General features: G+C 51.7%; 22 protein-coding genes. 10 read left to right on the top strand and 12 right to left on the bottom strand.

Annotated elements, in window-relative coordinates:
• Both DXV75_RS14220 and galE read left to right on the top strand, forming a co-directional pair.
• On the top strand, window positions 1-303 hold the full coding sequence (locus DXV75_RS14220; protein WP_115594159.1) for a DUF6170 family protein: 303 nt from the start codon (window positions 1-3) through the stop codon (window positions 301-303).
• Entirely contained in the window at window positions 300-1,319 is a 1,020-nt protein-coding gene (gene galE / locus DXV75_RS14215) for a UDP-glucose 4-epimerase GalE (protein WP_115594094.1), read from the top strand. Before DXV75_RS14220 ends, galE begins: the two co-directional genes overlap by 4 nt.
• A gap of 74 nt (window positions 1,320-1,393) precedes the next feature.
• On the opposite strand, the gene DXV75_RS14210 is transcribed toward galE, so the two are convergent.
• From DXV75_RS14210 to ccmA, 10 genes are read right to left on the bottom strand one after another with little or no spacing between them, the layout of a single operon-like run.
• The gene (locus DXV75_RS14210; RefSeq protein ID WP_181898437.1) at window positions 1,394-2,254 is read right to left on the bottom strand and encodes an MlaA family lipoprotein; all 861 of its coding nucleotides are present in this window, start codon (window positions 2,252-2,254) and stop codon (window positions 1,394-1,396) included.
• Window positions 2,251-3,498, bottom strand: a complete 1,248-nt coding sequence (gene ccmI / locus DXV75_RS14205; RefSeq protein ID WP_115594093.1) for a c-type cytochrome biogenesis protein CcmI — start codon at window positions 3,496-3,498, stop codon at window positions 2,251-2,253. The genes DXV75_RS14210 and ccmI overlap by 4 nt, the downstream gene beginning before the upstream one ends.
• On the bottom strand, window positions 3,498-3,914 hold the full coding sequence (locus DXV75_RS14200; RefSeq protein WP_115594157.1) for a cytochrome c-type biogenesis protein: 417 nt from the start codon (window positions 3,912-3,914) through the stop codon (window positions 3,498-3,500). Before DXV75_RS14200 ends, ccmI begins: the two co-directional genes overlap by 1 nt.
• A gap of 25 nt (window positions 3,915-3,939) precedes the next feature.
• A complete protein-coding gene (locus DXV75_RS14195) occupies window positions 3,940-4,557 on the bottom strand; it encodes a redoxin family protein (RefSeq protein ID WP_115594092.1) in 618 nt (205 codons plus the stop codon).
• Entirely contained in the window at window positions 4,554-6,557 is a 2,004-nt protein-coding gene (locus DXV75_RS14190; RefSeq protein WP_115594091.1) for a heme lyase CcmF/NrfE family subunit, read from the bottom strand. Before DXV75_RS14190 ends, DXV75_RS14195 begins: the two co-directional genes overlap by 4 nt.
• Window positions 6,558-6,560: 3 nt before the next feature.
• Complete coding sequence (gene ccmE, locus DXV75_RS14185; protein ID WP_115594090.1) at window positions 6,561-7,025, bottom strand: cytochrome c maturation protein CcmE; 465 nt, start codon at window positions 7,023-7,025, stop codon at window positions 6,561-6,563.
• A gap of 27 nt (window positions 7,026-7,052) precedes the next feature.
• A complete protein-coding gene (gene ccmD, locus DXV75_RS14180; protein ID WP_115594089.1) occupies window positions 7,053-7,280 on the bottom strand; it encodes a heme exporter protein CcmD in 228 nt (75 codons plus the stop codon).
• Window positions 7,270-8,028: a heme ABC transporter permease gene (locus DXV75_RS14175; protein ID WP_115594088.1), complete on the bottom strand. Its 759-nt coding sequence runs from the start codon at window positions 8,026-8,028 to the stop codon at window positions 7,270-7,272. The genes ccmD and DXV75_RS14175 overlap by 11 nt, the downstream gene beginning before the upstream one ends.
• On the bottom strand, window positions 8,028-8,696 hold the full coding sequence (gene ccmB / locus DXV75_RS14170) for a heme exporter protein CcmB (RefSeq protein ID WP_115594087.1): 669 nt from the start codon (window positions 8,694-8,696) through the stop codon (window positions 8,028-8,030). The genes DXV75_RS14175 and ccmB overlap by 1 nt, the downstream gene beginning before the upstream one ends.
• Window positions 8,693-9,322: a cytochrome c biogenesis heme-transporting ATPase CcmA gene (gene ccmA / locus DXV75_RS14165; protein ID WP_115594086.1), complete on the bottom strand. Its 630-nt coding sequence runs from the start codon at window positions 9,320-9,322 to the stop codon at window positions 8,693-8,695. Before ccmA ends, ccmB begins: the two co-directional genes overlap by 4 nt.
• Window positions 9,323-9,508: 186 nt before the next feature.
• Between ccmA and fliK the strand changes: the two genes are divergently transcribed.
• Both fliK and DXV75_RS14155 read left to right on the top strand, forming a co-directional pair.
• Window positions 9,509-11,545, top strand: coding sequence for a flagellar hook-length control protein FliK (fliK, locus tag DXV75_RS14160; RefSeq protein ID WP_115594085.1), 2,037 nt, complete (start codon window positions 9,509-9,511; stop codon window positions 11,543-11,545).
• Window positions 11,542-11,853, top strand: coding sequence for an EscU/YscU/HrcU family type III secretion system export apparatus switch protein (locus DXV75_RS14155; RefSeq protein WP_115594084.1), 312 nt, complete (start codon window positions 11,542-11,544; stop codon window positions 11,851-11,853). Before fliK ends, DXV75_RS14155 begins: the two co-directional genes overlap by 4 nt.
• Window positions 11,854-11,964: 111 nt before the next feature.
• On the opposite strand, the gene recA is transcribed toward DXV75_RS14155, so the two are convergent.
• Together recA and DXV75_RS14145 are read right to left on the bottom strand one after the other, a co-directional pair.
• Window positions 11,965-13,005, bottom strand: coding sequence for a recombinase RecA (gene recA, locus DXV75_RS14150; RefSeq protein ID WP_115594083.1), 1,041 nt, complete (start codon window positions 13,003-13,005; stop codon window positions 11,965-11,967).
• Between the two features lie 174 nt (window positions 13,006-13,179).
• Window positions 13,180-13,698: a CinA family protein gene (locus DXV75_RS14145; RefSeq protein ID WP_115594082.1), complete on the bottom strand. Its 519-nt coding sequence runs from the start codon at window positions 13,696-13,698 to the stop codon at window positions 13,180-13,182.
• Window positions 13,699-13,943: 245 nt separating this feature from the next.
• Between DXV75_RS14145 and mutS the strand changes: the two genes are divergently transcribed.
• The 6 genes from mutS to leuB all read left to right on the top strand — a co-directional run bounded on the left by mutS (window position 13,944) and on the right by leuB (window position 23,435).
• Window positions 13,944-16,484, top strand: coding sequence for a DNA mismatch repair protein MutS (mutS, locus tag DXV75_RS14140; protein WP_115594081.1), 2,541 nt, complete (start codon window positions 13,944-13,946; stop codon window positions 16,482-16,484).
• Window positions 16,485-16,651: 167 nt separating this feature from the next.
• A complete protein-coding gene (locus tag DXV75_RS14135) occupies window positions 16,652-18,283 on the top strand; it encodes a CTP synthase (RefSeq protein WP_115594080.1) in 1,632 nt (543 codons plus the stop codon).
• Between the two features lie 61 nt (window positions 18,284-18,344).
• On the top strand, window positions 18,345-19,637 hold the full coding sequence (gene eno, locus DXV75_RS14130; RefSeq protein ID WP_115594079.1) for a phosphopyruvate hydratase: 1,293 nt from the start codon (window positions 18,345-18,347) through the stop codon (window positions 19,635-19,637).
• Window positions 19,638-19,804: 167 nt separating this feature from the next.
• Complete coding sequence (locus DXV75_RS14125) at window positions 19,805-20,476, top strand: hypothetical protein (RefSeq protein ID WP_115594078.1); 672 nt, start codon at window positions 19,805-19,807, stop codon at window positions 20,474-20,476.
• Window positions 20,477-20,777: 301 nt separating this feature from the next.
• On the top strand, window positions 20,778-22,337 hold the full coding sequence (leuA, locus tag DXV75_RS14120; protein WP_115594077.1) for a 2-isopropylmalate synthase: 1,560 nt from the start codon (window positions 20,778-20,780) through the stop codon (window positions 22,335-22,337).
• Entirely contained in the window at window positions 22,338-23,435 is a 1,098-nt protein-coding gene (gene leuB, locus DXV75_RS14115) for a 3-isopropylmalate dehydrogenase (protein WP_115594076.1), read from the top strand. It begins immediately after the preceding gene.
• Window positions 23,436-23,439: the final 4 nt, after the last annotated feature.

Raw genomic sequence — 23,439 nt, 5'->3', positions numbered from 1 at the left:
ATGGCGTTATATTTTAGCAGCCGCAAGATTCCTCAGTTGAAAGGCTTACCCCTGTCTGAACGGGCTGAAAGGCTAGAGGCTGCATCCAAACAACTGTCTGTGCCAGAGAAAACCCTGCTGAACATACTGAAACTGTGTGTTTTTGTACCGGTGTTTGCACTGATTATGCGGGTCGCGACCGACTGGACATCTTTGTTATGGGCCGCAGGGGTATTTTTGCTTTATCCTCTGCTACTGAAACCGATACAGTATTCGTTGAGCGCAAAATACTTGCCCCCAAGATCTTCCAAGGAGAGAACATGAAAACCATTTTAGTCACCGGCGGTGCAGGCTATATAGGCAGCCATACCAGCCTGCAATTGTTGGAGCAGGGTTATGAAGTCGTAGTACTGGACAACCTGGCAAACTCCAGTGCAGAGTCACTGCGCCGGGTAGAATCACTGACAGGAAAAAGTGTCAGTTTTGTGCAAGGCGATATCCGTGACAATGCCGTACTGAATGATATTTTCAGCGAGCATAAAATCGACGCGGTGATCCACTTTGCCGGTTTGAAAGCAGTAGGTGAATCCGTACAAAAACCGCTTGAGTACTACGAAAACAACGTGTACGGCACCCTGACACTGTGTAAAGCCATGGCTAAACATAATGTAAAAAATCTGGTGTTCAGTTCCTCTGCCACTGTATATGGTGATCCGGTCACCCTGCCCTTACAGGAAGACATGCAGACCGGCCAGCCGACCAATCCGTACGGCATGTCCAAACTGATGGTTGAACTGGTACTGAAGGACCTTTACGTCTCCGATGACGCCTGGAACATCGTACTGCTTCGATACTTCAACCCGGTGGGCGCACATCCATCTGGTCAGATTGGTGAAGATCCAAACGGCATTCCCAATAACCTCATGCCCTACATTTCCCAGGTAGCGACCGGTAAACTGGAACAACTGAGTGTGTTTGGTGATGATTACGACACCAAAGACGGAACCGGCGTCCGCGATTACATTCACGTTGAAGACCTGGCGAACGGCCACTTAAAAGCTCTGGACAGGCTCAGCCTGAACGCCGGCCTGGACCTTTACAACCTGGGTACTGGCCAGGGCTATTCCGTACTGGAAATGATCGCCGCATTCGAAAAAGCTGCGGGTAAATCGATAGCTTATCGTATCGCTCCACGCCGAAGCGGGGATGTGGCTTCCTGCTATGCCGACCCTACCAAAGCGGCAAAAGAACTCAACTGGCACGCTGAGAAATCGCTCGACGACATGTGTCGTGATGTATGGAACTGGCAGTCACAGAATCCGGCAGGCTATCCTAAATAGGCTTCAGACCTTACAAGAAAGGGAGCTTTATTATGCTCCCTTTTTTATTCAACAAATTTAAAACCCATTCTGGGTTAATTATCCTGAATCGGATCCTCAGGCAGCTTAAGCTCTTCTTCAGTCGGTTCAGGGAACTCCAGGTCTTCCAGCATTGACTCGAATTCCTCAAAATCTTCCAACTCAGATTCTTCGATGGCCTTTTCACTGCTGGCACCATCGGTTACCCGGAATTCAAGGTTTTCAAAATACGCGTTTTTAATAAATGCGTAATCATCAACAGCCTGCTCCAGTTGAGGCTCCAGCTCAATCACAGCTGCCCGATCTTCCAAGGCATCTATTAAAAAGCGAGCTATGGTGTAAGGACCGGTCAACAATGCTGCAGGCGAATAAAAGCCATCCACCACATCACCGGTAAAGCTTCGAGGATCACTGGGGCCCAAAGCGGGAAGCATCAGATAGGGGCCTGTATCAACGCCCCACTTTCCTAACACTTCCCCGAAGTCTTCACGCTGCCGCGCTATTCCCATCCGCTCCGCAACGTCAATGGTACCTAACAAACCAACCGTAGAATTAATGACAAACCGCGCCAGGCTGTCCATGCCGTGATCAAACTTACCTTGCAGCATGTTATTGATGAAACTCCCTGGTTCCTGCAGATTTTCCACCGCGTTCAATAACCCGGTTCGGGCGAACTGGGGCATGACCGCGACATAGCCAACAGTGATTGGGCGCAGGATATAAGCGTCCAGTACCTCCCAGTTAAAATCCCACATTGTCCGGTTTACGGACTCGAGTGGATCTCGGGGATCACCCTGCTCATTACCGGTCTGCTGTACTTCCACCTGCTCAGTTCCGTTACGGGACGCACAGCCAGTCAGACTGACTGCAACAAACAAAGCTACCAGTAATGCAGCGAATCCTGCTTTTCCTGTCACTTCAATTCCTCGCTGATTACTATTGACGTAGGTAACAATTCACCCGATTTCACCGCCGAATTTAATTCTCCCTGCAGATCTCCAGGTTGCGCTGTGACATTTTCGTCACTGGATATACGGGCGACCAATCGGGCTTCTTTGAGGGAGTCCAGGCTATAGCTTGGTAACATGGCATTGGCAGCAGACAGATTAATGGTGATTGGGAAGCCTACTAACGGCATTTTCACTACCGCCGCTGGCATGCGATTATCGCTGAGCGCATCCTGCGCAAACACAATCAAAAACCCGTTTTCCGGTAACCTGCTTTGCAACTCATCGCTCAGAATAACCTGAATGGTAAAACCGGTTTCACCAGGAATGTCTGCATCATCTGAACCACCATTCGATTGCTCTTTTAACTCGGCTATTCGTGCCACCAAGCCCAAACGCATTTCACTGTCTTCAGGCAACTTGTCTTTTACTTGGGCAAAATACTGCTCTGTTTGCTCCAGATCACCCAGTTGGGCGGAAGCCACAGCCATGATCAGTGCCAGATTATCATTTTGGGGATTCTGTGTGAGCAACTCTGCCACAATTGATTGCGCTCTGCGTAATTGAGACTCCTCACCGGTTCCCATTAATAACTGTGCGTAGGTCAGTCGGAAACTCAGGTCATCAGGGCTGATGGCCAACGCCTTTTCCAAAGACTGGATCGCCTGTTGCTGCTGCCCCATTGCCATCCACAAACGGCCAAGCATCATCCAGCCCTGAGCATCGTCCGGAGCATGACGCAATCGCTCGCGGATCGCCAGCGAAAGGTCGGTTATATCTTTCTGGGTAAAGGAATCACCGCCGCCATTGGCTAAATGAGTGCTTAATCGCGGTAAAGCTTGCATTGCTTCCTGCGCTCGCTCAACCATACTGAGTTGATTGACCTGATAGTAAACACCCACACCTGCTGCGACAGCAAACAACGCTCCAAGAAACAGTGGCAAGCGGGCTTTTCCTGGCTGGCTGGATGACTCGCGGTACTCGTCTACCAGTGCAAGTTTCAATTCATCACTGGCCTGACGTTTGTCATACTCTGAAATTAGCCCTTCACTGGCTTCCCGTTCCAGTTCCTCCAGTCTTTGCCGAACAATCTGAGTGTTGGTTAAGGCATCCCGCTGCAAGGCATTGCGGGAAAACAACACCGGTAATATCACCAGCAACCCCACTAATACCAGCAAACCCGAGGCAATCAGGTAAAACATCCACCAGGCCATTATTTATCCTGCTCCAGTAATTTTTCCGCTCTCGCCAGTTTGGCTGCCATGTCCTCGGGCATAGCAGGTTTTCGCCGCACAACCACATAAATCAGTGCCGCTGCGGCGAACAAAATCGGCAGTGCCCACAACCAAAAGGTCGCAAGCGTAACCGGAGGCCGATAGTGGACAAAATCGCCATATCGGGCTTTCATGTAGTCGATTACCTGCTGCTCGCTTTTGCCCTGTTGCAGCAAGGTATAGACCTTACGTCGCATGTCGTGGGCGATCATGGCGTCCGAATCGGCAATGTTCTGGTTCTGGCACATGGGGCAGCGCAATTCCTCTGTCAATCTCAGGTATGCCGCCCTTTTTGCCGGGTCATCAAATGCAAAGTTATCTTCCACAGCAGGAACAGCCCAACTGCTTAGCAGCATCACGAGCAGAATCAATATTGGTTGCTTATTCACCTTCACCTCCTGCCTGTGACGCTTTTAAAGAGGAAAACGTCTGCGCCTGAAGCTGGTCGTACAAGGGGCCTACTTTGCTTGCCCAAACCCGCTCGTTGATGTCACCGATATGATGCATGCGTACAATACCCTGCTTATCAATAACAAAGTGCTCAGGCGCACCAGTCACCCCCAAATCCAGCGAGGTATCGCGATAAACATCAAAAATATTAAACGAATAAGGATTGCCATAGCGCCCCAGCATTTGAGTAACTTCGGTCTGAACCCTGTCGAGGGTTTTGGTACCAAAATCCGGGTCCAGATCCTGATCAAAATACAAACCGACAAACTTCACACCCTGCTGGCTGAGCTGGGTCAGATACGGCAGCTCCACCGCACAGGTTACGCACCATACTCCCCATACATTGACAATGGTCACGTCACCTTTGAAAACCTCGGGGGTGTAGATTGTTTGTGGCTGCATCAAATCCGGTAATTCAAAATGTGGCAAAGGTTTACCCACTACCTGCGAATCCAGCGCACGGGGATCTGAAAACAGGCCCTGAAACAAAAACACAACCAGCAATGCAAAAAGCACCAACGGAATAATCACTAAAGGCATTTTCTTCATGCACGTTCTCCGGCAGCCAGCCCATCCGATATCCTGCCACTGAGATGCTTCAGCCTGGCCACCTTTGCCAGACGATAACGCCGGTCAGCGACCGAGCATATTCCGCCCAAGGCCATAATTGCAGCACCGCCCCAAATCCAAATTACGAACGGTTTGATGTAAATACGTATTGCCCAGGCACCATCGTCCAGCGGCTCCCCCATGGCAACAAAGAGATCACGCCAAATGGTTGAATGTATGCCAGCTTCGGTCATGGGCATTCTCTGTACCAGATACATCCGTTTCTCAGGCTCAAGGTGCACGATTCTTTCGCCATCCTGATATACATCGAACACACCCACGTCGCTGTGATAATTCGGCCCTTCAACCTGCTTTAGCCTGTCAAAGCGGAAGGTATAGCCACCCAGCTCAACGGATTCCCCAGGTAGCATCCTGACATCTCTTTCAACCTCATAGTTGGACACCAGGGTGATACCAATCAGGGTGATGGCGAACCCGACATGCCCAAGTACCATGCCCCAGTGGCTAGGCGTGAGCTGGCGCAACCGCACCAGCGCTGGTTGTTGAGAAGGCATAGCCGTAACACGTTGCATGACTTCCAGAACCGTGGTCACCAAAATCCAGAAGGCCATAACCAAGCCCAGCATCGCCATGTAACGAGGCGTGTCGTACATAAAATTGACCAGCACACCGGCGCTGAGACTCAACCCAAACGCAACCAGCAACTGATTTTTAAGCGCCGCAACGGGCTGGTGTTTCCAGCGCGACAGCGGTCCTAATCCTAAAAACAAAACAAAAGGAACAATCAGGACGGTAAACATCTGATTGAAAAACGGCGCACCAATGGAAATCGAACCCAAACCGATTTCCTTGTGCACCAAAGGTAATAAAGTTCCCAGTAACACCACCAGAGTGGCAGCGCACAGAAACACGTTATTGCCCATCATCAATACTTCGCGGGAAAACATCTGGTAGCGCCCTGGGCTTCTCAATTGCGGAGCTCTTAGCGCATACAGCAGCAACCCAAATCCAGACAAGACCACCAGAATTCCGAGTATAAACAGGCCTCGCGCCGGATCGCTGGCGAACGAATGCACAGAAACAATCACACCGGAACGCACCAGGAATGTACCCAGCAAACTGAGAGAAAACGCCGCAATCGCCAGCAGCACAGTCCAGGATTTAAACACCTTGCGCTTTTCGGTAACGGCCAAAGAGTGCATCAGTGCAGTACCCACCAGCCAGGGCATAAACGATGCATTCTCAACCGGGTCCCAAAACCACCAGCCGCCCCAGCCAAGTTCGTAGTATGCCCACCAGCTGCCCAGAGCGATTCCGACAGTCAGAAACCCCCAGGCTGAAATCACCCAAGGACGCGACCAGCGCGCCCAGGTTGAATCGAGCTGCCCGGATATAAGGGCGGATATGGCAAACGCAAAGGCTACTGAAAAACCCACGTACCCCATGTACAGCATGGGTGGGTGAATGATCATGCCAAAGTCCTGCAATAGCGGGTTAAGATCCCGCCCGTCTACCGGAAAAAATGGCAGCATGCTGTCAAACGGGTTAGAGGTGAGCAGCATAAAAAGATAAAAACCGATACTAACCAGTCCAAGTACAGACAACACCCTGGAAACCATCGGCTGTGGGATCCCTCTGCTGAACAGGGCCACCGCAACTGTCCACACCGACAGCATCAGTACCCACAATAAAAACGAGCCTTCATGGCCACCCCATACGGCAGTAAATTTGTAGTATACCGGCAGCTTGCTGTTGGAGTGCTGGGCTACATAGGCCACACTGAAGTCGTCAGTCACAAATGAATAGGTTAAACAGCCGTAGGCAAACAGCGTAAGTAAAAACAAGCCTATTGCCAGAGGTTTAGCGGTTGCCATCAGGCCATCATGCTGCCTGAACGCCCCCCACATAGGGTAAACCGCCAGCAGAATGGCAGTGACCAGAGCCAGAGTAAGAGCAATATTGCCAAGTTCAGGGATCACCGTTTATTCACTCCCGTTTGCGGGCTTCACGTGCTTTATGCCCTTCATCTTTTCTGCCAGCTCAGGTGGCATGTATTCTTCGTCGTGCTTGGCCAGCACTTCCTGGGCCTGGATAGTGCTATCGTCTACCAGCACACCGGTAGCCACTATGCCTTGCCCTTCCCGAAACAGATCCGGCAAAATCCCACTGTAACGCACCGTCACTTTGGGCCCGGTATCGACCAAATCAAAACTGACCGCAAGGGTCTGACTGTCGCGGTTCACCGTGCCAGGCACCACCATTCCGCCTATTCTCAGGCGCTGGCCAATTTGAGGGCGCTGCCCGTCTTTACCTTCGATGATTTCAGACGGGGTGTAGAACAAGTCAATGCTGTCGGTTAACGCATATAACATCAGGCCAGCCGCACTGACCACTAATAAGCCGACGGCTGCCACTATTGCGAGACGTTGTTTTCTTCGTGGATTCATCAAAATGTTACTCTGGATACCTGTGAACTATTTTGCGTCCAGCCCGGCGGTTTGAACCGGCTCGTTCTGGCGGGCTTGCCGAATACGTGCTCGCCGGGCACGCTCCTTAAGGACTTGCTGCATTAATTGAGTGTGTTGCCGGGCACTACCCCAGGCAATCGCTAGCATGGCGATAAAGGTCACTCCGAACGACAGCCATACGTAAAGCGCGTAGCCGCCCATACTCAAAAAGGCCTGCCAACTGTCAAACTGCATTTCGGCCTCCCAGTTCCTGTTGCGCCAGTTCTACCACCCAGGGGCGCTGTATCTCACGGCGCACTATCTCATTACGCAAACGCATCACCGTGACTGCTGCGATAAAAGCGGCAAAACCCAGCAGGTTCAGTAACAGGGGCCAAAGCATTTCCGGTGCAATGGAAGGTTTGTCGAACTTGCTGATGGTGGCCCCCTGATGCAGAGTATTCCACCATTCAACGGAATAATGAATGATGGGTACGTTCACAACGCCAACCAGGGCCATTACCCCAGCAGCCTTACCCGCCTGCTGCTTGTCTTCAAACGCGCTGTAAAGGGCTATGACCCCAAGATACAAAAACAGCAAAATCAGTTCAGAGGTCAGTCGGGCATCCCACACCCACCAGGCGCCCCACATAGGCTTTCCCCAAGCTGCACCAGTAAACAGGGCAATAAACGTCATAACCGCACCGATCGGCGCCATGGCAATCATGGCCATAAATGCCGTGCGCCATTGCCAGACCATTCCTACCAGTGCTGCTACTGCCATGGCGACATAGGTACTCATCGATAAAATTGCGCTGGGCACATGAATGTAAATAATGCGAAACGAATCACCCTGCTGGTAATCCTGAGGCGCGAAGGCCAGGCCCCAAATGGTCCCAACCACCAGTGCAACCACCGCCACTCCCCAGAAATAAGGCTGTAAGGTCTTGCATAATTGGTAGGCGTTTTCGGTTTTAGCGTAAGGATGTAGCCATTTCCACATCAGTTTTGACTCACTTTCAATGAATAACCTATGGCAAACGGAGCCGTTGCCAGTGCCAGCATTAACATGGCCCCTATAATAGCAAGTTGAGCCCGGTAAGGTAATTGCAGTGCGGCAGAATCCACAGCTGACGTGGCGAAAATCAACAATGGGATAAAGACCGGTATCAATAGCAGTGCCAGCAGCAAGCCACCGCGCTGCAGGCCAACAGTCAGCCCTACTGCAATTGCCCCCACCAGCGACAATAACGGTGTGCCCAGCAACAGCGTAGCTACCAGAGCCACATACATATCAAAGGTCAGATTCAAAAACATTGCCAGCAGGGGCGACATGAGCAGCAGAGGCACAAAGCTCACCAGCCAGTGGCACAGGACCTTTACTCCCACTGCCAGAAACAGCGGGATACCGCTCAACATCATCTGTTCCAGTGAGCCATCGAGAAAATCTTCTCTGAACAACCTTTCCATACCCAGTAGCGATGACAGAATGGCTGCTATCCAAATTACCCCCGGGCCAATCCGCTGAAGAGTTTCTGGGCCGGGACCAATCCCCAGAGGAAATAATGTGACCACCATCAGCAAAAACATTAACGGCTGAACCAACTCGGATTTTTGCCGGTAGGCCAGCGCCAGATCGCGCTTAAACACGCCGTTCAACAATGCATTCAAAAGCGATACTCCAAATCCATACAACGCAACGGCCCGGCGCGCTCAGACAAAGGCTGGTGTGAAGTACACATGATGGCGCCACCATTGCGAACGTGGTTATTGAAAGTATCCTCCAGCAATGCAATGCCGCTGGTATCCAGTGCGGTAAAAGGCTCATCCAGCAGCCAGTAAACCGAAGGTTTGAGCCACAATCGGGCCAGCGCAACCCGCCTTTGTTGCCCGGCAGACAAGTAACGCACGGCAACGTCTTCCAGCCCTACAAGCCCCAGCAGTTCAAGTACTTCATATAACCGACTTGTTGAAACAAGGAGCTGACTTTGCGCCAACCAAAAGGTGAGATTCTCAAGCGCAGTCAGGCCTCCGTTAAGACCTGCTTTATGGCCAAGATAGACGAGCTGTGTACTGTAATCGCGATACACCGAATTCAGTGGCTCACTGTGAAACAGCACTTGCCCGGATTCCGGCTGACTTAAACCTGTGAGAATCCTCAACAAACTGGTTTTCCCCGCTCCATTCGGGCCTCTGAGATAAACCAGCTCGCCAGGAAGAAGCGAAAAAGAGAGTTGGTCAAATAGTACTCTGTCCTGCTTGATGCAGGTCAGATTATCCGCAACCAATCCTGACAAAACGTCTTCCTTTTAAACAGTTAACCCAAAACGCGCAAAGTGTACCACAGCTACCGCGTATTGTGCCTACCGCATTACCACTTGCAGCCAAGATCCCCTATTATAGGTGGGCCTGACGTCCGGGTACGAGTTTCTTCACAGTGTAATCGGGCTTTACTAATTCCCGTTGTAGCCGATAAAAATAACATGAAGCTGAATATTCCCGTCCTCCAGTCGCTATTTTCTGCCCCCTCCAGTGCAGAGGCACTTCCATTAAACAGTCCGTTGGGTAAAGAGCTCCAGGCCCTGACACCAGTTGTACTCAATAAATTGCCCAAAGAAATCCTGCAGCTTATCGTCTCACCGGCGAATGAAAAAGTTTGGTATATCCAACAACCTGCAGGGCTGAACCTGAGCGCCAGGGGCCGCTACTTTCTCGCCGGCACGGGAGAAAACAGCAAAGCGATTTTGTTGTCAGCCAACCAGGCCCAAACCGCCGCAAAACTGAGTCAGCAACAAATGACTTCATTGATGAAACTGCTGACCCAGTATTACAGCAATGGGGCAAATCTCAGCACTTTTTCCGCAACCGGCAAAATTCTGGCGATCAAAGGCAGTCAGCTTGAAATCGGGTTTGAACAGCAAAAACCGGTGCAGTTTCCACTTCCTGCGCAAGCTAAACCCTCTCGGTTGAAGGCTGGCAGCCCTGTTAACTTGACACTTCAAAGTAAACCTTCCGCCTCCTGGGCTCTGGAGCTTAACCAGAGTCCGAAGCAAACTAACGCATCAGAAGCAATGAGGTTACAGGTTCCCAACCGGCACCCACTGGTGCACTGTATCCTCAAACAAAAGCTGGATTCAGGCCTGGTTCTGCCTCACAGGCAAGGTCAAGCGCTTGCCAGCGCATTACACCCAATAGCACCTAATATGCCGAAGGCAGAGCCTAACTCGATCAGTGAATGGCAATTGAGCAGTAATAAAAACGTACTGAAAATCAAGCAGGTTTCAGCCACTCCCCTGGCACAACTGCAACTACCGCAAGCACTGCAGGGAAACGTTGCTAAACTCGGTTCACAGCAATCTATAAAGCTTGCAAACCTTGGCTCGGTGCAAAACCTGCCCGAACTTTTGCTGAGTGAGTCCCTAAAACAGGTTTTGGCGGAGCCTACAAGAATAACTACTGATATAGGTAAGCGCTCGGCTACCACATCTCCTGTTCAAAATGTTGATGCACAACGCGTATTGATGCAGCAATTCAAGGTTTTGTCCAACACCCTGCTGGCCGAAACAGGGTCTCCCCGCCAGGCTTTGCAGCAGTTGCTCAATGGCCTGTCGCACCCAGAACATTTACCATCAGCGGAAAGCCGCCTTCTGGCTCAAAACATTGCCACCAGTTTGAAAAGCGGCTTTTCGGAGCAGGCAACCGAAAATTCGGGACTAGCAGAGACCAAGCCTGAAGGTAAAATTTACAGGCAGGTAAAGCATAGTGAGTACTCACAGCAGTTATCAACTTCCGTGCAATCTTTATTGTCAGCACCGACGTTACCGATAACCGCTCACGCTCTGCAAAATCCTGCCAACTCATCCGCTTTTCTCTCTGGTTTACTGACGTTGCTGCAGGTAACGCTTTCCGGGCGGGCATTAAAGCATGCCTCACCTAACCCAGCACGTTTACAGCAGTACGAATCTTCACTCAACACGCTAATCGGTGAGATGGCTTTGGTTCCGGAACCTAAACGTGCGCAGGTAGCGAGAGAATTTAGCCAGATGGATCAAAAGCTGAATATTCTCAAGGATCTAAAAACATTACTTGCTAACCATCAGCAACACAAACTGGCCCAAGCGGAAAGCCGTCTGCAGGGTCAGGAAAACTTCTATTATGTGTTGCCGATTGCACAGGGTAATCAAACACCGCCGGAGCTACTAATCCGTCGCGATTCATCCCCTAATAATTCTGCGCAAAGGGAAACGACAGGCCAATCAAACTGGCATCTAACCATGAAGCTGGATGTGGCAGAGTTAGGTCAGATGCTCGCCAAAACCCGAATTAGCGGCGAAAAAATTGACCTGAATCTCTACACCTCTACTGATGCTCTGCTGACGCGGGTATCTGATACGCTACCATTATTGACCCGACGACTCTCAGCCCTAGGGTTGGAAGTCACCAGTACCTCCTGTCAGAGGGGGCGTATCCCTCCTTCTTTACAGGACAAACCCTATCAGCTGTTTGAGGCCCAGGCATGAAAGATAAAATCAAACGGGCAATCGGTTTGGCTTACCGCCCTTCGGATAAGAAGTCAGCCCCAAGGGTGGTATCGAAGGGCTTTGGTGATTTGGCTGAATCGTTGTTGGAGCAAGCAAAAGAAGCCGGGATACTCATTCACGAAGATCCGTATCTGAGTGAGATGCTTGCCACCCTGGATATGGGTCAGGAAATCCCCGAAGCCCTGTACCATGTGATTGCCGAACTGATTGCCTATTCGTATATGTTGCAGGGCAAACAACCCGAAGGCTGGCAGGGGCAACTTCCCAGCCTGGATACCAAAGCCTGAATCCGATTTTTGGTATTGTTAAATACAAAAAACCCGCTTAACCAGCGGGTTTTCTTGCAGGCAGAGCCCTCGAAATTTACCTAACCGTTACAGACCGGGCAGTCTGTCAACTTAGGACAAAACTTCCTGTGACTCACCGCCGGCCTCTTCCACTTTCACCGTTTTGGATAACAACAGTTCCTCACGGATTTTTTGCTCAATTTCAGCAGCAATTTCAGGGTTGCTCTTTAGGAAGTTGATCACGTTAGCTTTCCCCTGTCCAATACGATCACCCTTGTAGCTGTACCAGGCACCGGCTTTGTCTACCAGTTTCTGTTTCACGCCCAAATCAATCAGTTCGGCTTCTTTGCTGATCCCTTCACCATACTTGATCATGAATTCGGCTTGCTTGAACGGCGGAGCCACTTTGTTTTTCACAACCTTAACGCGGGTTTCATTACCCACAATTTCGTCGCCTTCCTTCACGGAACCGATACGACGAATGTCCAGACGTACCGAAGCGTAGAACTTGAGCGCATTACCACCGGTTGTGGTTTCAGGGTTGCCAAACATCACGCCAATCTTCATCCGGATCTGGTTGATGAAAATACACAAGGTATTGGAGCGCTTGATGTTACCGGTCAGCTTACGCAGAGCCTGAGACATCAAACGGGCCTGCAGACCAACGTGGGAATCTCCCATGTCGCCTTCAATTTCCGCTTTTGGCGTCAACGCTGCAACCGAGTCAACAATCACCACATCCACAGCACCAGAACGCACCAGCATGTCGCAGATTTCCAGCGCCTGTTCACCGGTGTCCGGCTGAGAAACCAGTAAGTCATCAATATTTACACCCAGTTTTTCGGCATAAACCGGATCCAGGGCGTGCTCAGCATCCACGAATGCGCAGGTTTTGCCTTTCTTCTGAGCTTCTGCGATAACCTGAAGAGTCAGGGTGGTTTTACCGGATGACTCCGGGCCGTAGATTTCCACTACCCGGCCACATGGCAAACCGCCTATGCCCAGTGCAATGTCAATGCTCAGTGAACCGGTAGAAATCGCTTCAATATCCATGGCCTGGTTGTCACCCAAACGCATGATGGCACCTTTACCGAATTGCTTTTCAATTTGACCTACAGCAGCAGAAAGCGCTCTTGATTTGTTATCATCCACGGTAATATCCTCTGGGATTGGGTGGTCAGTGCACTCTGCGTCATTCTCTGGTAAAATCAGGAACCCGCGATGGTACTGAACAATGTGACTGTATCGTATGGCTGCATACTATACTGTATAATTATACAGTTTCAAGCCCAACGACGAATTTTTTATGCAGTGTGCCCCATCTGGCTAACGGTGTTCAACCAGCCATTGGTGCAGAAAACTTATCGCATAATCCACTGCCTGGCTGCGCACCTGTTGCCTGTCACCTCGAAACCATTTTTTGCCACACTCAACCTCACCATTCAACCAGAACCCAAACCATACCGTACCGACCGGTTTGTCCGCTGTACCACCACCGGGCCCGGCTATGCCGCTAATGCTTACTGCCAGTTGGGCGCCGCTTTGTTTGGCAACCCCGTGAACCATCGTTTCAACCGTCTGTTGCGATACTGCACCGAATTCCGACAGGACCGATTCAGGTACACCAACGGCCTGTTCCTTCGACGAATTGGAATAGGTTACCCAGGATTGATTGAACCAGTCTGAACTGCCTTCTACAGACGTCAGCGCAAATGCCAGCCCGCCCCCGGTGCAGGATTCAGCACAGCTTAATGTCCAGCCCCTTTGCCTCAGTTGCTCACCGATGGAAACAACCCGCTGCCGGGTGGGTAAGGAAACACTAACGGTAGAAATTCCCTGACTCATATAAAATTCCCATGCCAAAATTAATGGAGTTTATACTAGCAGCGCACACCAAATGGTTCGATATTCGTGCACGCTTATTTCTTTGTACAGAAGCACACAACCCGCTACTGAAATTGGTATACTGCACAATTCTCGGTTCCACTGCTTCATTTGCTTCATTGCATCCGGACTGAAGAGTGATCAGAGACACTGTTTTGTAACCAATCCATACCGAAGTCGAGGTCTGTTTGGAATCACACACTCCCATGATGCGCCAGTATCTGGCAATTAAGGCACAACACCCGAATATTCTGCTGTTCTACCGAATGGGCGATTTTTACGAATTGTTCTTTGAAGACGCCAAACGCGCAGCGCAGTTACTGGATATTTCATTAACCGCACGGGGTAAATCCGGCGGAGATCCCATTCCCATGGCAGGGGTGCCCTATCATGCAGTGGAAAGCTATCTGGCGCGACTGGTCAAAATGGGGGAATCGGTCGCTATCTGTGAACAGGTGGGTGACCCGGCGACCAGCAAGGGGCCGGTAGAACGTCAGGTTCAGCGCATCGTCACCCCCGGCACCGTTACCGATGAAGCCCTGCTGGAAGAGCGCCGAGACAACGTATTGGCGGCAGTCTGCGGTCACAGCATGCATTACGGTCTGGCCACTCTCGACATTACCAGTGGGCGCTTTCTGGTTGGTGAATACCACAGCGATGAAGAACTGTTGGCCGAACTGCAACGCATAAACCCGGCCGAGTTGCTGTATCCGGAAGGCTTTTCTAGCCTGGCTCTGATTGAACAGCGTAAAGGAATCCGCCGTCGCCCTGACTGGGAATTTGACGCCGAAACTGCGGCAGGCCAGCTCAACGAACAGTTTCAGACCAAAGAACTGAACGGCTTCGGTGTGGCCAGTTTCAGCAAAGGGCTGGGCGCTGCCGGCTGCGTTTTACAGTATGTAAAAGACACGCAACGTACCGCATTGCCTCACATACGCCGCATTCAACCGGAGCAAAAAGACAGTCGTATTCAGCTCGACGCCGCGACCCGCCGCAATCTGGAGCTGACTCATAACCTCTCCGGCGGCACTGACAATACCCTGTTCAGCGTGCTCGACACCACTGCCACTGCTATGGGCAGCCGCCAGTTGCAGCGATACCTGCATGCGCCCGTCACCGACAGCCACGAACTGGAGTTGCGTCAGGATGCCATTGAGGTACTGGTCGCCGCTGATTACCAGGCTGTCACCGATTTGCTCAAACAAATTGGGGATATCGAGCGGATCATGGCCAGGCTGGCACTGCGTTCTGCCCGCCCGAGAGACTTTGCGCGCCTGCGTAATGCCTTGAACCTGTTGCCGGAACTGCAAAGTATTCTTGGCCCTTTTAACAACACGCTGCTGGACCAGATCACCCAGTCCGCTGGTACCTACCCTGACCTGCAGGAACTGTTAAATGACGCGATTGTCGAAAACCCACCAGTGGTGATCCGCGACGGTGGTGTGATCAAACCCGGTTACCGCGCTGAGCTGGATGAACTCAGGGATCTCTCCCAGGGTGCTACGGATTTTCTGGCTCAAATGGAACAACGAGAGCGGGAACGTACCGGCATTGCTACACTTAAGGTGGGTTACAACAGAGTGCATGGCTTCTTTATAGAAATCAGCCGGGCAGCCAGCGCACAGGCGCCAGCAGATTATATTCGCAGGCAGACACTCAAGAATACCGAGCGCTACATCACTCCGGAACTAAAGGAACATGAAGATAAGGTGCTGACCAGCCAAAGCCGAGCGTTGGCTTTGGAAAAGCAGTTGTACGACGGACTGTTCGACGCAGTATTGCCACAGCTTAACAACTTAATCGACAGCGCCGCTGCCCTGGCCAAACTGGACGTGATCCAATGTCTGGCGGAACGCGCCGACACTCTTGAGCTTTATCGCCCGACCCTGACCCACGGGCAGGCCATTCATTACCGTGAGGGGCGTCACTTGGTGGTAGAACAGGTACTGGATGAACCCTTCATTGCCAACCCGCTGCAACTGGACTCCGACAACCGCATGCTGATCATAACCGGGCCAAATATGGGGGGTAAATCCACCTATATGCGCCAAACCGCACTGATCGTGCTGATGGCATATATTGGCAGTTTCGTACCGGCACAGGACGCGGTAATTGGTAAGGTGGATCGTATATTCACTCGCATTGGTGCATCGGACGATCTCGCCTCCGGCCGTTCCACCTTTATGGTAGAAATGACCGAAACAGCTAACATCCTGCACAACGCCACCGCCCATTCACTGGTACTGATGGATGAGATCGGTCGGGGTACATCCACCTACGACGGGCTGTCACTGGCCTGGGCCTGCGCCTGCTACCTGGCCAGCCAAACCCAGGCCTATACCCTGTTTGCCACTCATTATTTTGAACTGACCCAACTGCCACAACTGCAGGAGGGCGTCACCAACGTTCATCTGGATGCCGTTGAGCACGAAGACACGATTCGCTTTATGCACACGGTAGAAAGCGGCGCGGCGAGCAAAAGTTATGGCCTGCAGGTAGCGCAACTGGCCGGTGTACCCAAACCTGTGATCCAAGCAGCACGGAAAAAACTGGCTGAACTGGAAAGCATTAAAGGTAACGCCGCCAATTTTACCGACACGATTTCTGCTACTGCACAAACCGAGTTGGTGTTCAACGACGTACCTGGCCCGTTGCAATCGGCAATGGATAAAATCAATCCGGATGAACTTTCACCACGGGAAGCCCTTGATCTTATCTATACCCTTAAGCGCCTGAGCCAGTCCTGACAAAGGCTGCTGCGTTTTTCAGCATCGCTTAGGAATTCCCCCGCAGGCAGGCAAATTCGTTGTTTGCGGGCTACTCTTTGGGTATACTATTGCGCCGTCCGAGTATGGCGTGGCTTTTTGCCGTGCCAAGACACATTACCCATACAATCCAACGCCTTAGGTTTCGCATGACAAATTACATTTTCGTCACCGGTGGTGTCGTATCATCGCTAGGTAAAGGTATTGCTGCAGCTTCACTGGCAGCTATCCTGGAAGCGCGTGGTCTCACCGTTACCATGTTAAAACTGGATCCGTACATCAACGTTGATCCGGGTACTATGAGCCCCATACAACATGGTGAAGTATTTGTGACCGATGACGGAGCGGAAACAGATCTGGATTTAGGCCATTACGAGCGCTTTATCCGTACCCGCATGACCAAACGTAACAACTTCACCACCGGTCGTGTATATGAGGAAGTGCTCAAACGGGAGCGACGCGGGGACTATCTGGGTGCAACCATTCAGGTCATCCCGCATATCACTAATGAAATTAAGCGCCGGGTTATTGAAGGTGCCGCTGGTCACGATGTGGCCATCGTCGAAATTGGCGGAACCGTTGGGGATATTGAATCCCAGCCATTCCTGGAAGCCATTCGTCAGCTGGGCACAGAACTTGGCCGCGACCGCGCCATGTACATGCACCTGACCCTGGTACCATACATGCCCGCCTCCGGTGAAGTGAAAACCAAGCCTACCCAACACTCAGTAAAAGAATTACGCTCTATCGGTATTCAGCCAGACATTCTGGTGTGCCGCTCTGTTGGGGCACTCCCGGCAAACGAACGTTCCAAGATTGCATTGTTTACCAACGTAGCAGACAAAGCGGTTATCTCTCTGAAAGACGTTGACAGCATCTATCGCATCCCCGCAGCGCTAAAAGCCCAGGGGATGGATCAGCTGGTGGTAGACCGATTCCGCCTTGAATGTAAAGAAGCCGATCTGACCGAATGGGAACAGGTGCTTTACGCAGAATCCAATCCCACCGGTGAAGTGAACATTGGTATGGTTGGCAAGTATGTAGAGCTGCCAGATGCGTATAAATCCGTAAACGAAGCGCTCAAGCACGCGGGCCTGAAAAACCGTCTGCATGTGAACATCCACTACATAGACTCTCAGGATATTGAGAGCAAAGGCACACAACTGCTGGAAAAGCTGGACGCCATTCTGGTTCCTGGCGGTTTCGGTGAGCGTGGCATCGAAGGCAAAATCGCCGCTGCCCGCTACGCCCGTGAAAACAAGGTTCCCTATCTTGGGATTTGTTTAGGCATGCAGGTCGCCCTGATTGAATACGCCCGTAACGTAGCTGGCATGGACAAAGCCAACAGTACCGAGTTTGACGCCCAAACCCCCTATCCTGTGGTTGGCCTGATTACCGAATGGCTGGAATCCGACGGCAGCACCGAAGTACGCGATGAATCTTCCGACCTTGGTGGCACCATGCGCCTGGGAAGCCAGTTGTGCCACCTTATCCCGGGTACCAAGGTGCACCACATTTACGGCAACGACGAAATTTACGAACGTCACCGTCACCGTTACGAAGTGAACAACAACCTGCGTGACCAAATCGAAGCAGCCGGGCTGAGAGTCAGTGGTTTGTCCACTGATAAACGACTTGTGGAAGTGATTGAAATACCAGACCATCCTTGGTTCGTTGCTGGTCAGTTCCACCCCGAGTTCACGTCGACGCCTCGGGACGGCCACCCGTTGTTCACAGGTTTTGTGGCGGCGGCCGGCAAATACCAAAAAGAAAACCACTAATTTCTATAAATGGGGCACCTAACCTCCCGTGGGTTCCCCAAACAATTGTTGAGGAAAAAACATGGCGAAGATCACTCGCATTATCGGACGCGAAATTCTGGACTCGCGCGGCAACCCCACTGTAGAAGCAGATGTGTATCTGGACAGTGGTGTAATGGGCCGTGCCACTGCACCTTCCGGCGCCTCTACTGGCTCCCGCGAGGCCCTGGAACTGCGTGACGGCGACAAGTCCCGTTATCTGGGCAAAGGTGTACTGAAAGCCGTTGCCGCCGTCAATGACGTAATCGCGCCAGCCCTGCTGGGTCAGGACCCTCTGGCTCAGTCCGACATCGATGACATCATGATCAAGCTGGACGGTACCGAGAACAAAGAAAATCTCGGTGCAAACGCCATTCTGGCGGTGTCTCTGGCAGTAGCCAAAGCCGCTGCCGCAGAGAAAGGTGTTGCACTTTACGAGCACATTGCCGATCTGAACGGCACCTCCGGCCAGTATTCCATGCCGGTTCCCATGATGAACATCATCAACGGTGGTGAGCATGCTGACAACAACGTCGACATTCAGGAATTCATGGTACAGCCCGTGGGTGCAGAGAGCTTCAAAGAAGCCCTGCGTATGGGTGCGGAAATTTTCCACAGCCTGAAAAAGGTGTTATCTGCCAAAGGTCTGAACACTGCCGTGGGTGACGAAGGTGGCTTTGCACCTAACCTGAGTTCAAACGCCGAAGCGCTGGCTGTAATTGTTGAAGCGGTGGAAAAAGCCGGTTACACCATGGACAAGGACATCACCCTAGCACTGGATTGTGCCGCTTCTGAATTCTATAAAGACGGCCAGTACAACCTGTCCGGTGAAGGCAAAACCTTCGATTCTGAAAGCTTTGGTGACTACCTGGCCGACCTGGCCAACCAATACCCGATTGTGTCCATCGAAGACGGTCTGGACGAAAGCGACTGGGATGGCTGGGCCAGCCTGACCAGAAAAATTGGTAGCAAGGTGCAATTGGTTGGAGACGACCTGTTCGTAACCAACACCAAAATTCTTAAACGCGGCATCGAAAACGGTATCGGTAACTCCATCCTGATCAAGTTCAACCAAATCGGCTCACTTACCGAAACCCTGAACGCCATCAAGATGGCCAAAGACGCGGGCTTCACGGCTGTTATCTCTCACCGTTCCGGTGAAACTGAAGATGCCACCATTGCCGATCTGGCTGTTGGTACCGCTGCGGGTCAAATCAAGACCGGCTCCCTGTGCCGCTCTGACCGTGTTGCCAAATACAACCAGTTACTGCGCATTGAAGAAGCTCTGGGCAGCGCCGCGGTATATCCGGGTCGCAAAGCCATTAAGGGCCAGTGAGCATAGCTTATTTAGCCGATTGATATAATAAAGGCCGGCAGCCAAAAACTGCCGGCTTTTTTGATCTTTGATGTCCGGCATTACCCTTCCTGAACTAAAGCAAGCTTGGCGGCAATGCGGTTTTGCTGGTACCTTAGCAAAATCACTAACCCAAATTTTGCGTTTTAATGGTGCCCGGCCCGGATCCCCTTTCTTCACAAACCGATTTTTTCGCTAACCCAGGCGAATCAGTCACGCAGCAGCCACAATTTGCCGAGTTGTGCAATGCGTTGTATGAGCGGGAGCTGCGCTATCTGGCCAACCAGGGTCCTTCCCAACCACGGCTGTTGAAGCGCCGCCTGAGTGGCTTAAGCCACCACGTAAAACGTGCCGCCTACTTCCTCGCCAGCAACAGCTACCCGATTGATGTCGACAGCCATAACGCCAGCTGGCAGGCCCGTCAGGCAAACCGAAGTCCGGCCCGCACTGCCGATAGCGACAAAACCGCGGAATGGTTCAGACGCTACGCCCAGCATGGGCTGGTAGTGTGTATTCGGGTTCAGCAACTCGACAATGAACATATTGAGTTGGATTCGATAGATCGGGTACAAACGGAAAGCCGCTCGCTACACGTAAACAAGCATGGCTGGTTCAGTTTTGACGGCGAATATCTGGATACGCCAGATTCAGCTAACACCCAAAAGCAGTTATTGAAACCCTCAAAACCGGTGATGACCGCTGCCTGCTGCGGCCACAGTTGGAACCACAAAGGGAAAATTTCACCACGGGCACTAACCTTGAGAGAAATGCTGCTTTCCACCCAAATTGACTGGAAACATTTCCGGCTCCCCACAATTTAAAAATCTCGTTCATCAACCCGGGGCCAACCAAAACCATTATAACTAATTGTTATATCGGAACCCGTAAACAATGGTTGACCTCAGAGGCCGGCATCGTTACATTGTCAAACCACAAACGGCGCAGATTAAAACAGCTTTAAAAAGGCATTAACAAAATGATGCAAAGCGTTCTACTCACTCTTCTACTCCTTATGGCAGCGAGATTGCACGGGTAGATTGCGCCAACGAATGACTACAAAAAAACCCGTGCTCAGCACGGGTTTTTTTTTAATTAACCAAAAACAATACACGAGTGACAGCCATGACCAACCAGGTAAAAATCTTTGATACCACCTTGCGTGACGGCGAACAGGCATTACCTGCCAGTTTGAGTGCCAAAGAAAAACTGCAGATTGCGCTGGCACTCGAACGTTTGGGTGTCGACATCATTGAAGCCGGTTTTCCGGTTTCCTCCCCCGGCGACTTCCGTTCAGTGCAAATGATTGCCCGCGAAGTAAAAAATTCCATCGTTTGCGGCTTGTCTCGGGCCCTGAAGCCGGACATAGATGCCTGTGGCGAAGCACTGAAAGTGGCTGAACAATTCCGTATTCATACCTTTATTGCCACCTCCGACATACATGTGGGCGCCAAGCTGAAAAAGTCCCAGGAAGAAGTCGTCGAAATGGCGGTGAACGCCATTAAACACGCCCGACGTTATACCGACGATGTGGAATTTTCCTGTGAAGATGCCGGGCGTACCCACATCGATTATTTGTGCCGCATGGTGGAAGCCGCCATTAACGCCGGTGCCACTACGGTAAACATCCCCGACACCGTGGGTTACACCACACCTACCGAATTTGGCGGCATAATTCAGCAATTGTTCAACCGGGTGCCCAATATCGACAAAGCCACCATTTCTGTACATTGCCATAACGACCTGGGCCTGGCCGTTGCCAACTCGCTGGCGGCAGTGGAACAGGGTGCCCGCCAGGTGGAATGTACTATTAATGGCATCGGTGAACGGGCCGGAAACTGTTCGCTGGAAGAAATTGTCATGATCCTGAAAACCCGGCAGGCCATGCTGGGGATGGACACCAACATTGAGTCCAGCGAAATTTTTCGCACTTCCAAGCTGGTCAGCCAGTTGTGCAATATGCCGGTCCAGTCCAACAAAGCAATCGTAGGTGCCAATGCGTTCAGCCACTCTTCCGGTATTCATCAGGATGGCGTTCTGAAAGCCCAAAACACCTATGAAATCATGACCCCTGAGAGTGTTGGCATTAATAAAAACAACCTCAACCTGACCTCCCGTTCCGGCCGCCATGTCATCAAACATCGCCTGAATGAGTTGGGCTATAAGCCAGAAGATTATGATCTGGAAGCCGTTTACAGCGACTTTTTAAAACTGGCTGACAAAAAGGGCCAGGTGTTTGACTACGACTTGGAAGCACTGTTGTTCTTTGACCAGCAAAAGCACGATCAGGAACACTACCAGTTGCAGTATCTGCACGCCAATTCCGGTCGCAACATCATTCCAAGTGCCACCGTCAGCCTGACCGTGGGCGATACCCTGGTTACCCAGACCGCCATCGGTAATGGCCCGGTAGACGCGGCCTTTAACGCCATCATCACCATTCTGGGGCATGATGATTTGGAAGTGGTCGACTTTAAGCTGGATTCAAAAGGTGAAGGCGCCGATGCCCTTGCGCAGGTCAGCGTGATCGCCGAGTACAAGGGCCGCCGTTTCCACGGCATAGGCCTGGCGACCGACATTGTTGAAGCCGGCGTGAAAGCCCTGATTTATGTAATGAATAATACCTATCTGGCCGATCAGATTGATCAGCAAAAAAACCAACAAGAACGTGTTGCAGGAGTATAAATGAGCCAATTTAACATTGCGGTGCTGGCTGGAGACGGCATCGGGCCGGAAGTCATGCAGGAGGCCAATAAGGTCCTGGATGCGATTGAAACCAGATTCGATGTCACCTTCAACCGAAACGCTTATCCGGTAGGCGGCTTCGCTATCGATACCGAAGGTGAAGCACTGCCGCCGAAAACCCTGGCAGGCTGTGAAGCCGCTGACGCCATTTTATTTGGCTCTATTGGCGGCCCCAAGTGGGATACCCTACCGCTGGAAAAGCGCCCGGAGCGCGCCGCACTTCTGACTCTGCGCAGCCATTTTGATCTGTTCAGCAATCTGCGCCCGGCACGCATTTATCCTGGTCTGGAGCATCTTTCTCCGCTTCGTGCCGACATTGCAGCCAGCGGCGTCGATGTACTGGTTGTGCGCGAGTTGACCAGCGGCATCTATTTCGGTCAGCCCAAGGGGATGCAGGGCGAAGGTGAAGAAGAATTTGCCTTTGATACCATGCGCTATTCCCGTCGCGAAATCCGTCGAATAGCGATTGCCGCGTTTGAAGCAGCACAGAAGCGCCGGGGTAAAGTGACCTCGGTCGACAAAGCCAACGTGCTGGTTTGCAGCCGTTTATGGCGTGAAGTTACCGAAGAAGTTGCAAAGCAATACCCCGATGTGGAACTGGAGCATATCTACATCGATAACGCCACCATGCAGGTGATGAAAAACCCGGCACAATTCGACGTGATGCTGTGTTCAAATCTGTTTGGCGACATCATTTCCGACGAGTGCGCCATGATGACTGGCTCCATGGGGCTGCTGGCCTCTGCGAGCATGAACGAAGATGGCTTCGGCCTGTACGAGCCCGCAGGCGGTTCGGCCCCGGACATTGCCGGGCAAGGCATTGCCAACCCCATCGCCCAGATCCTGTCTGCAGCCATGATGCTGCGCTTCAGCCTTAATCAACAGGCAGCGGCAGATGCCATTGAACAGGCCGTAGTTCGCACGCTGGAAGACGGCGTACTGACTGGCGAGTTGTTGAACTCAGACCAGCGCCATAACGCCGCATCGACTGCCCAGGTTGGCGATGCAATTGTGAAACACATTTTGAGTCAGGAGTAACCGA

Source organism: Alteromonas aestuariivivens (genome assembly GCF_003367475.1).
In the GTDB taxonomy this organism is placed as follows: Bacteria; Pseudomonadota; Gammaproteobacteria; order Enterobacterales; family Alteromonadaceae; genus Alteromonas; species Alteromonas aestuariivivens.
The sequence above is the reverse complement of the archived record's forward strand: the minus strand, read 5'-3'. Positions and strand labels throughout refer to the sequence as shown.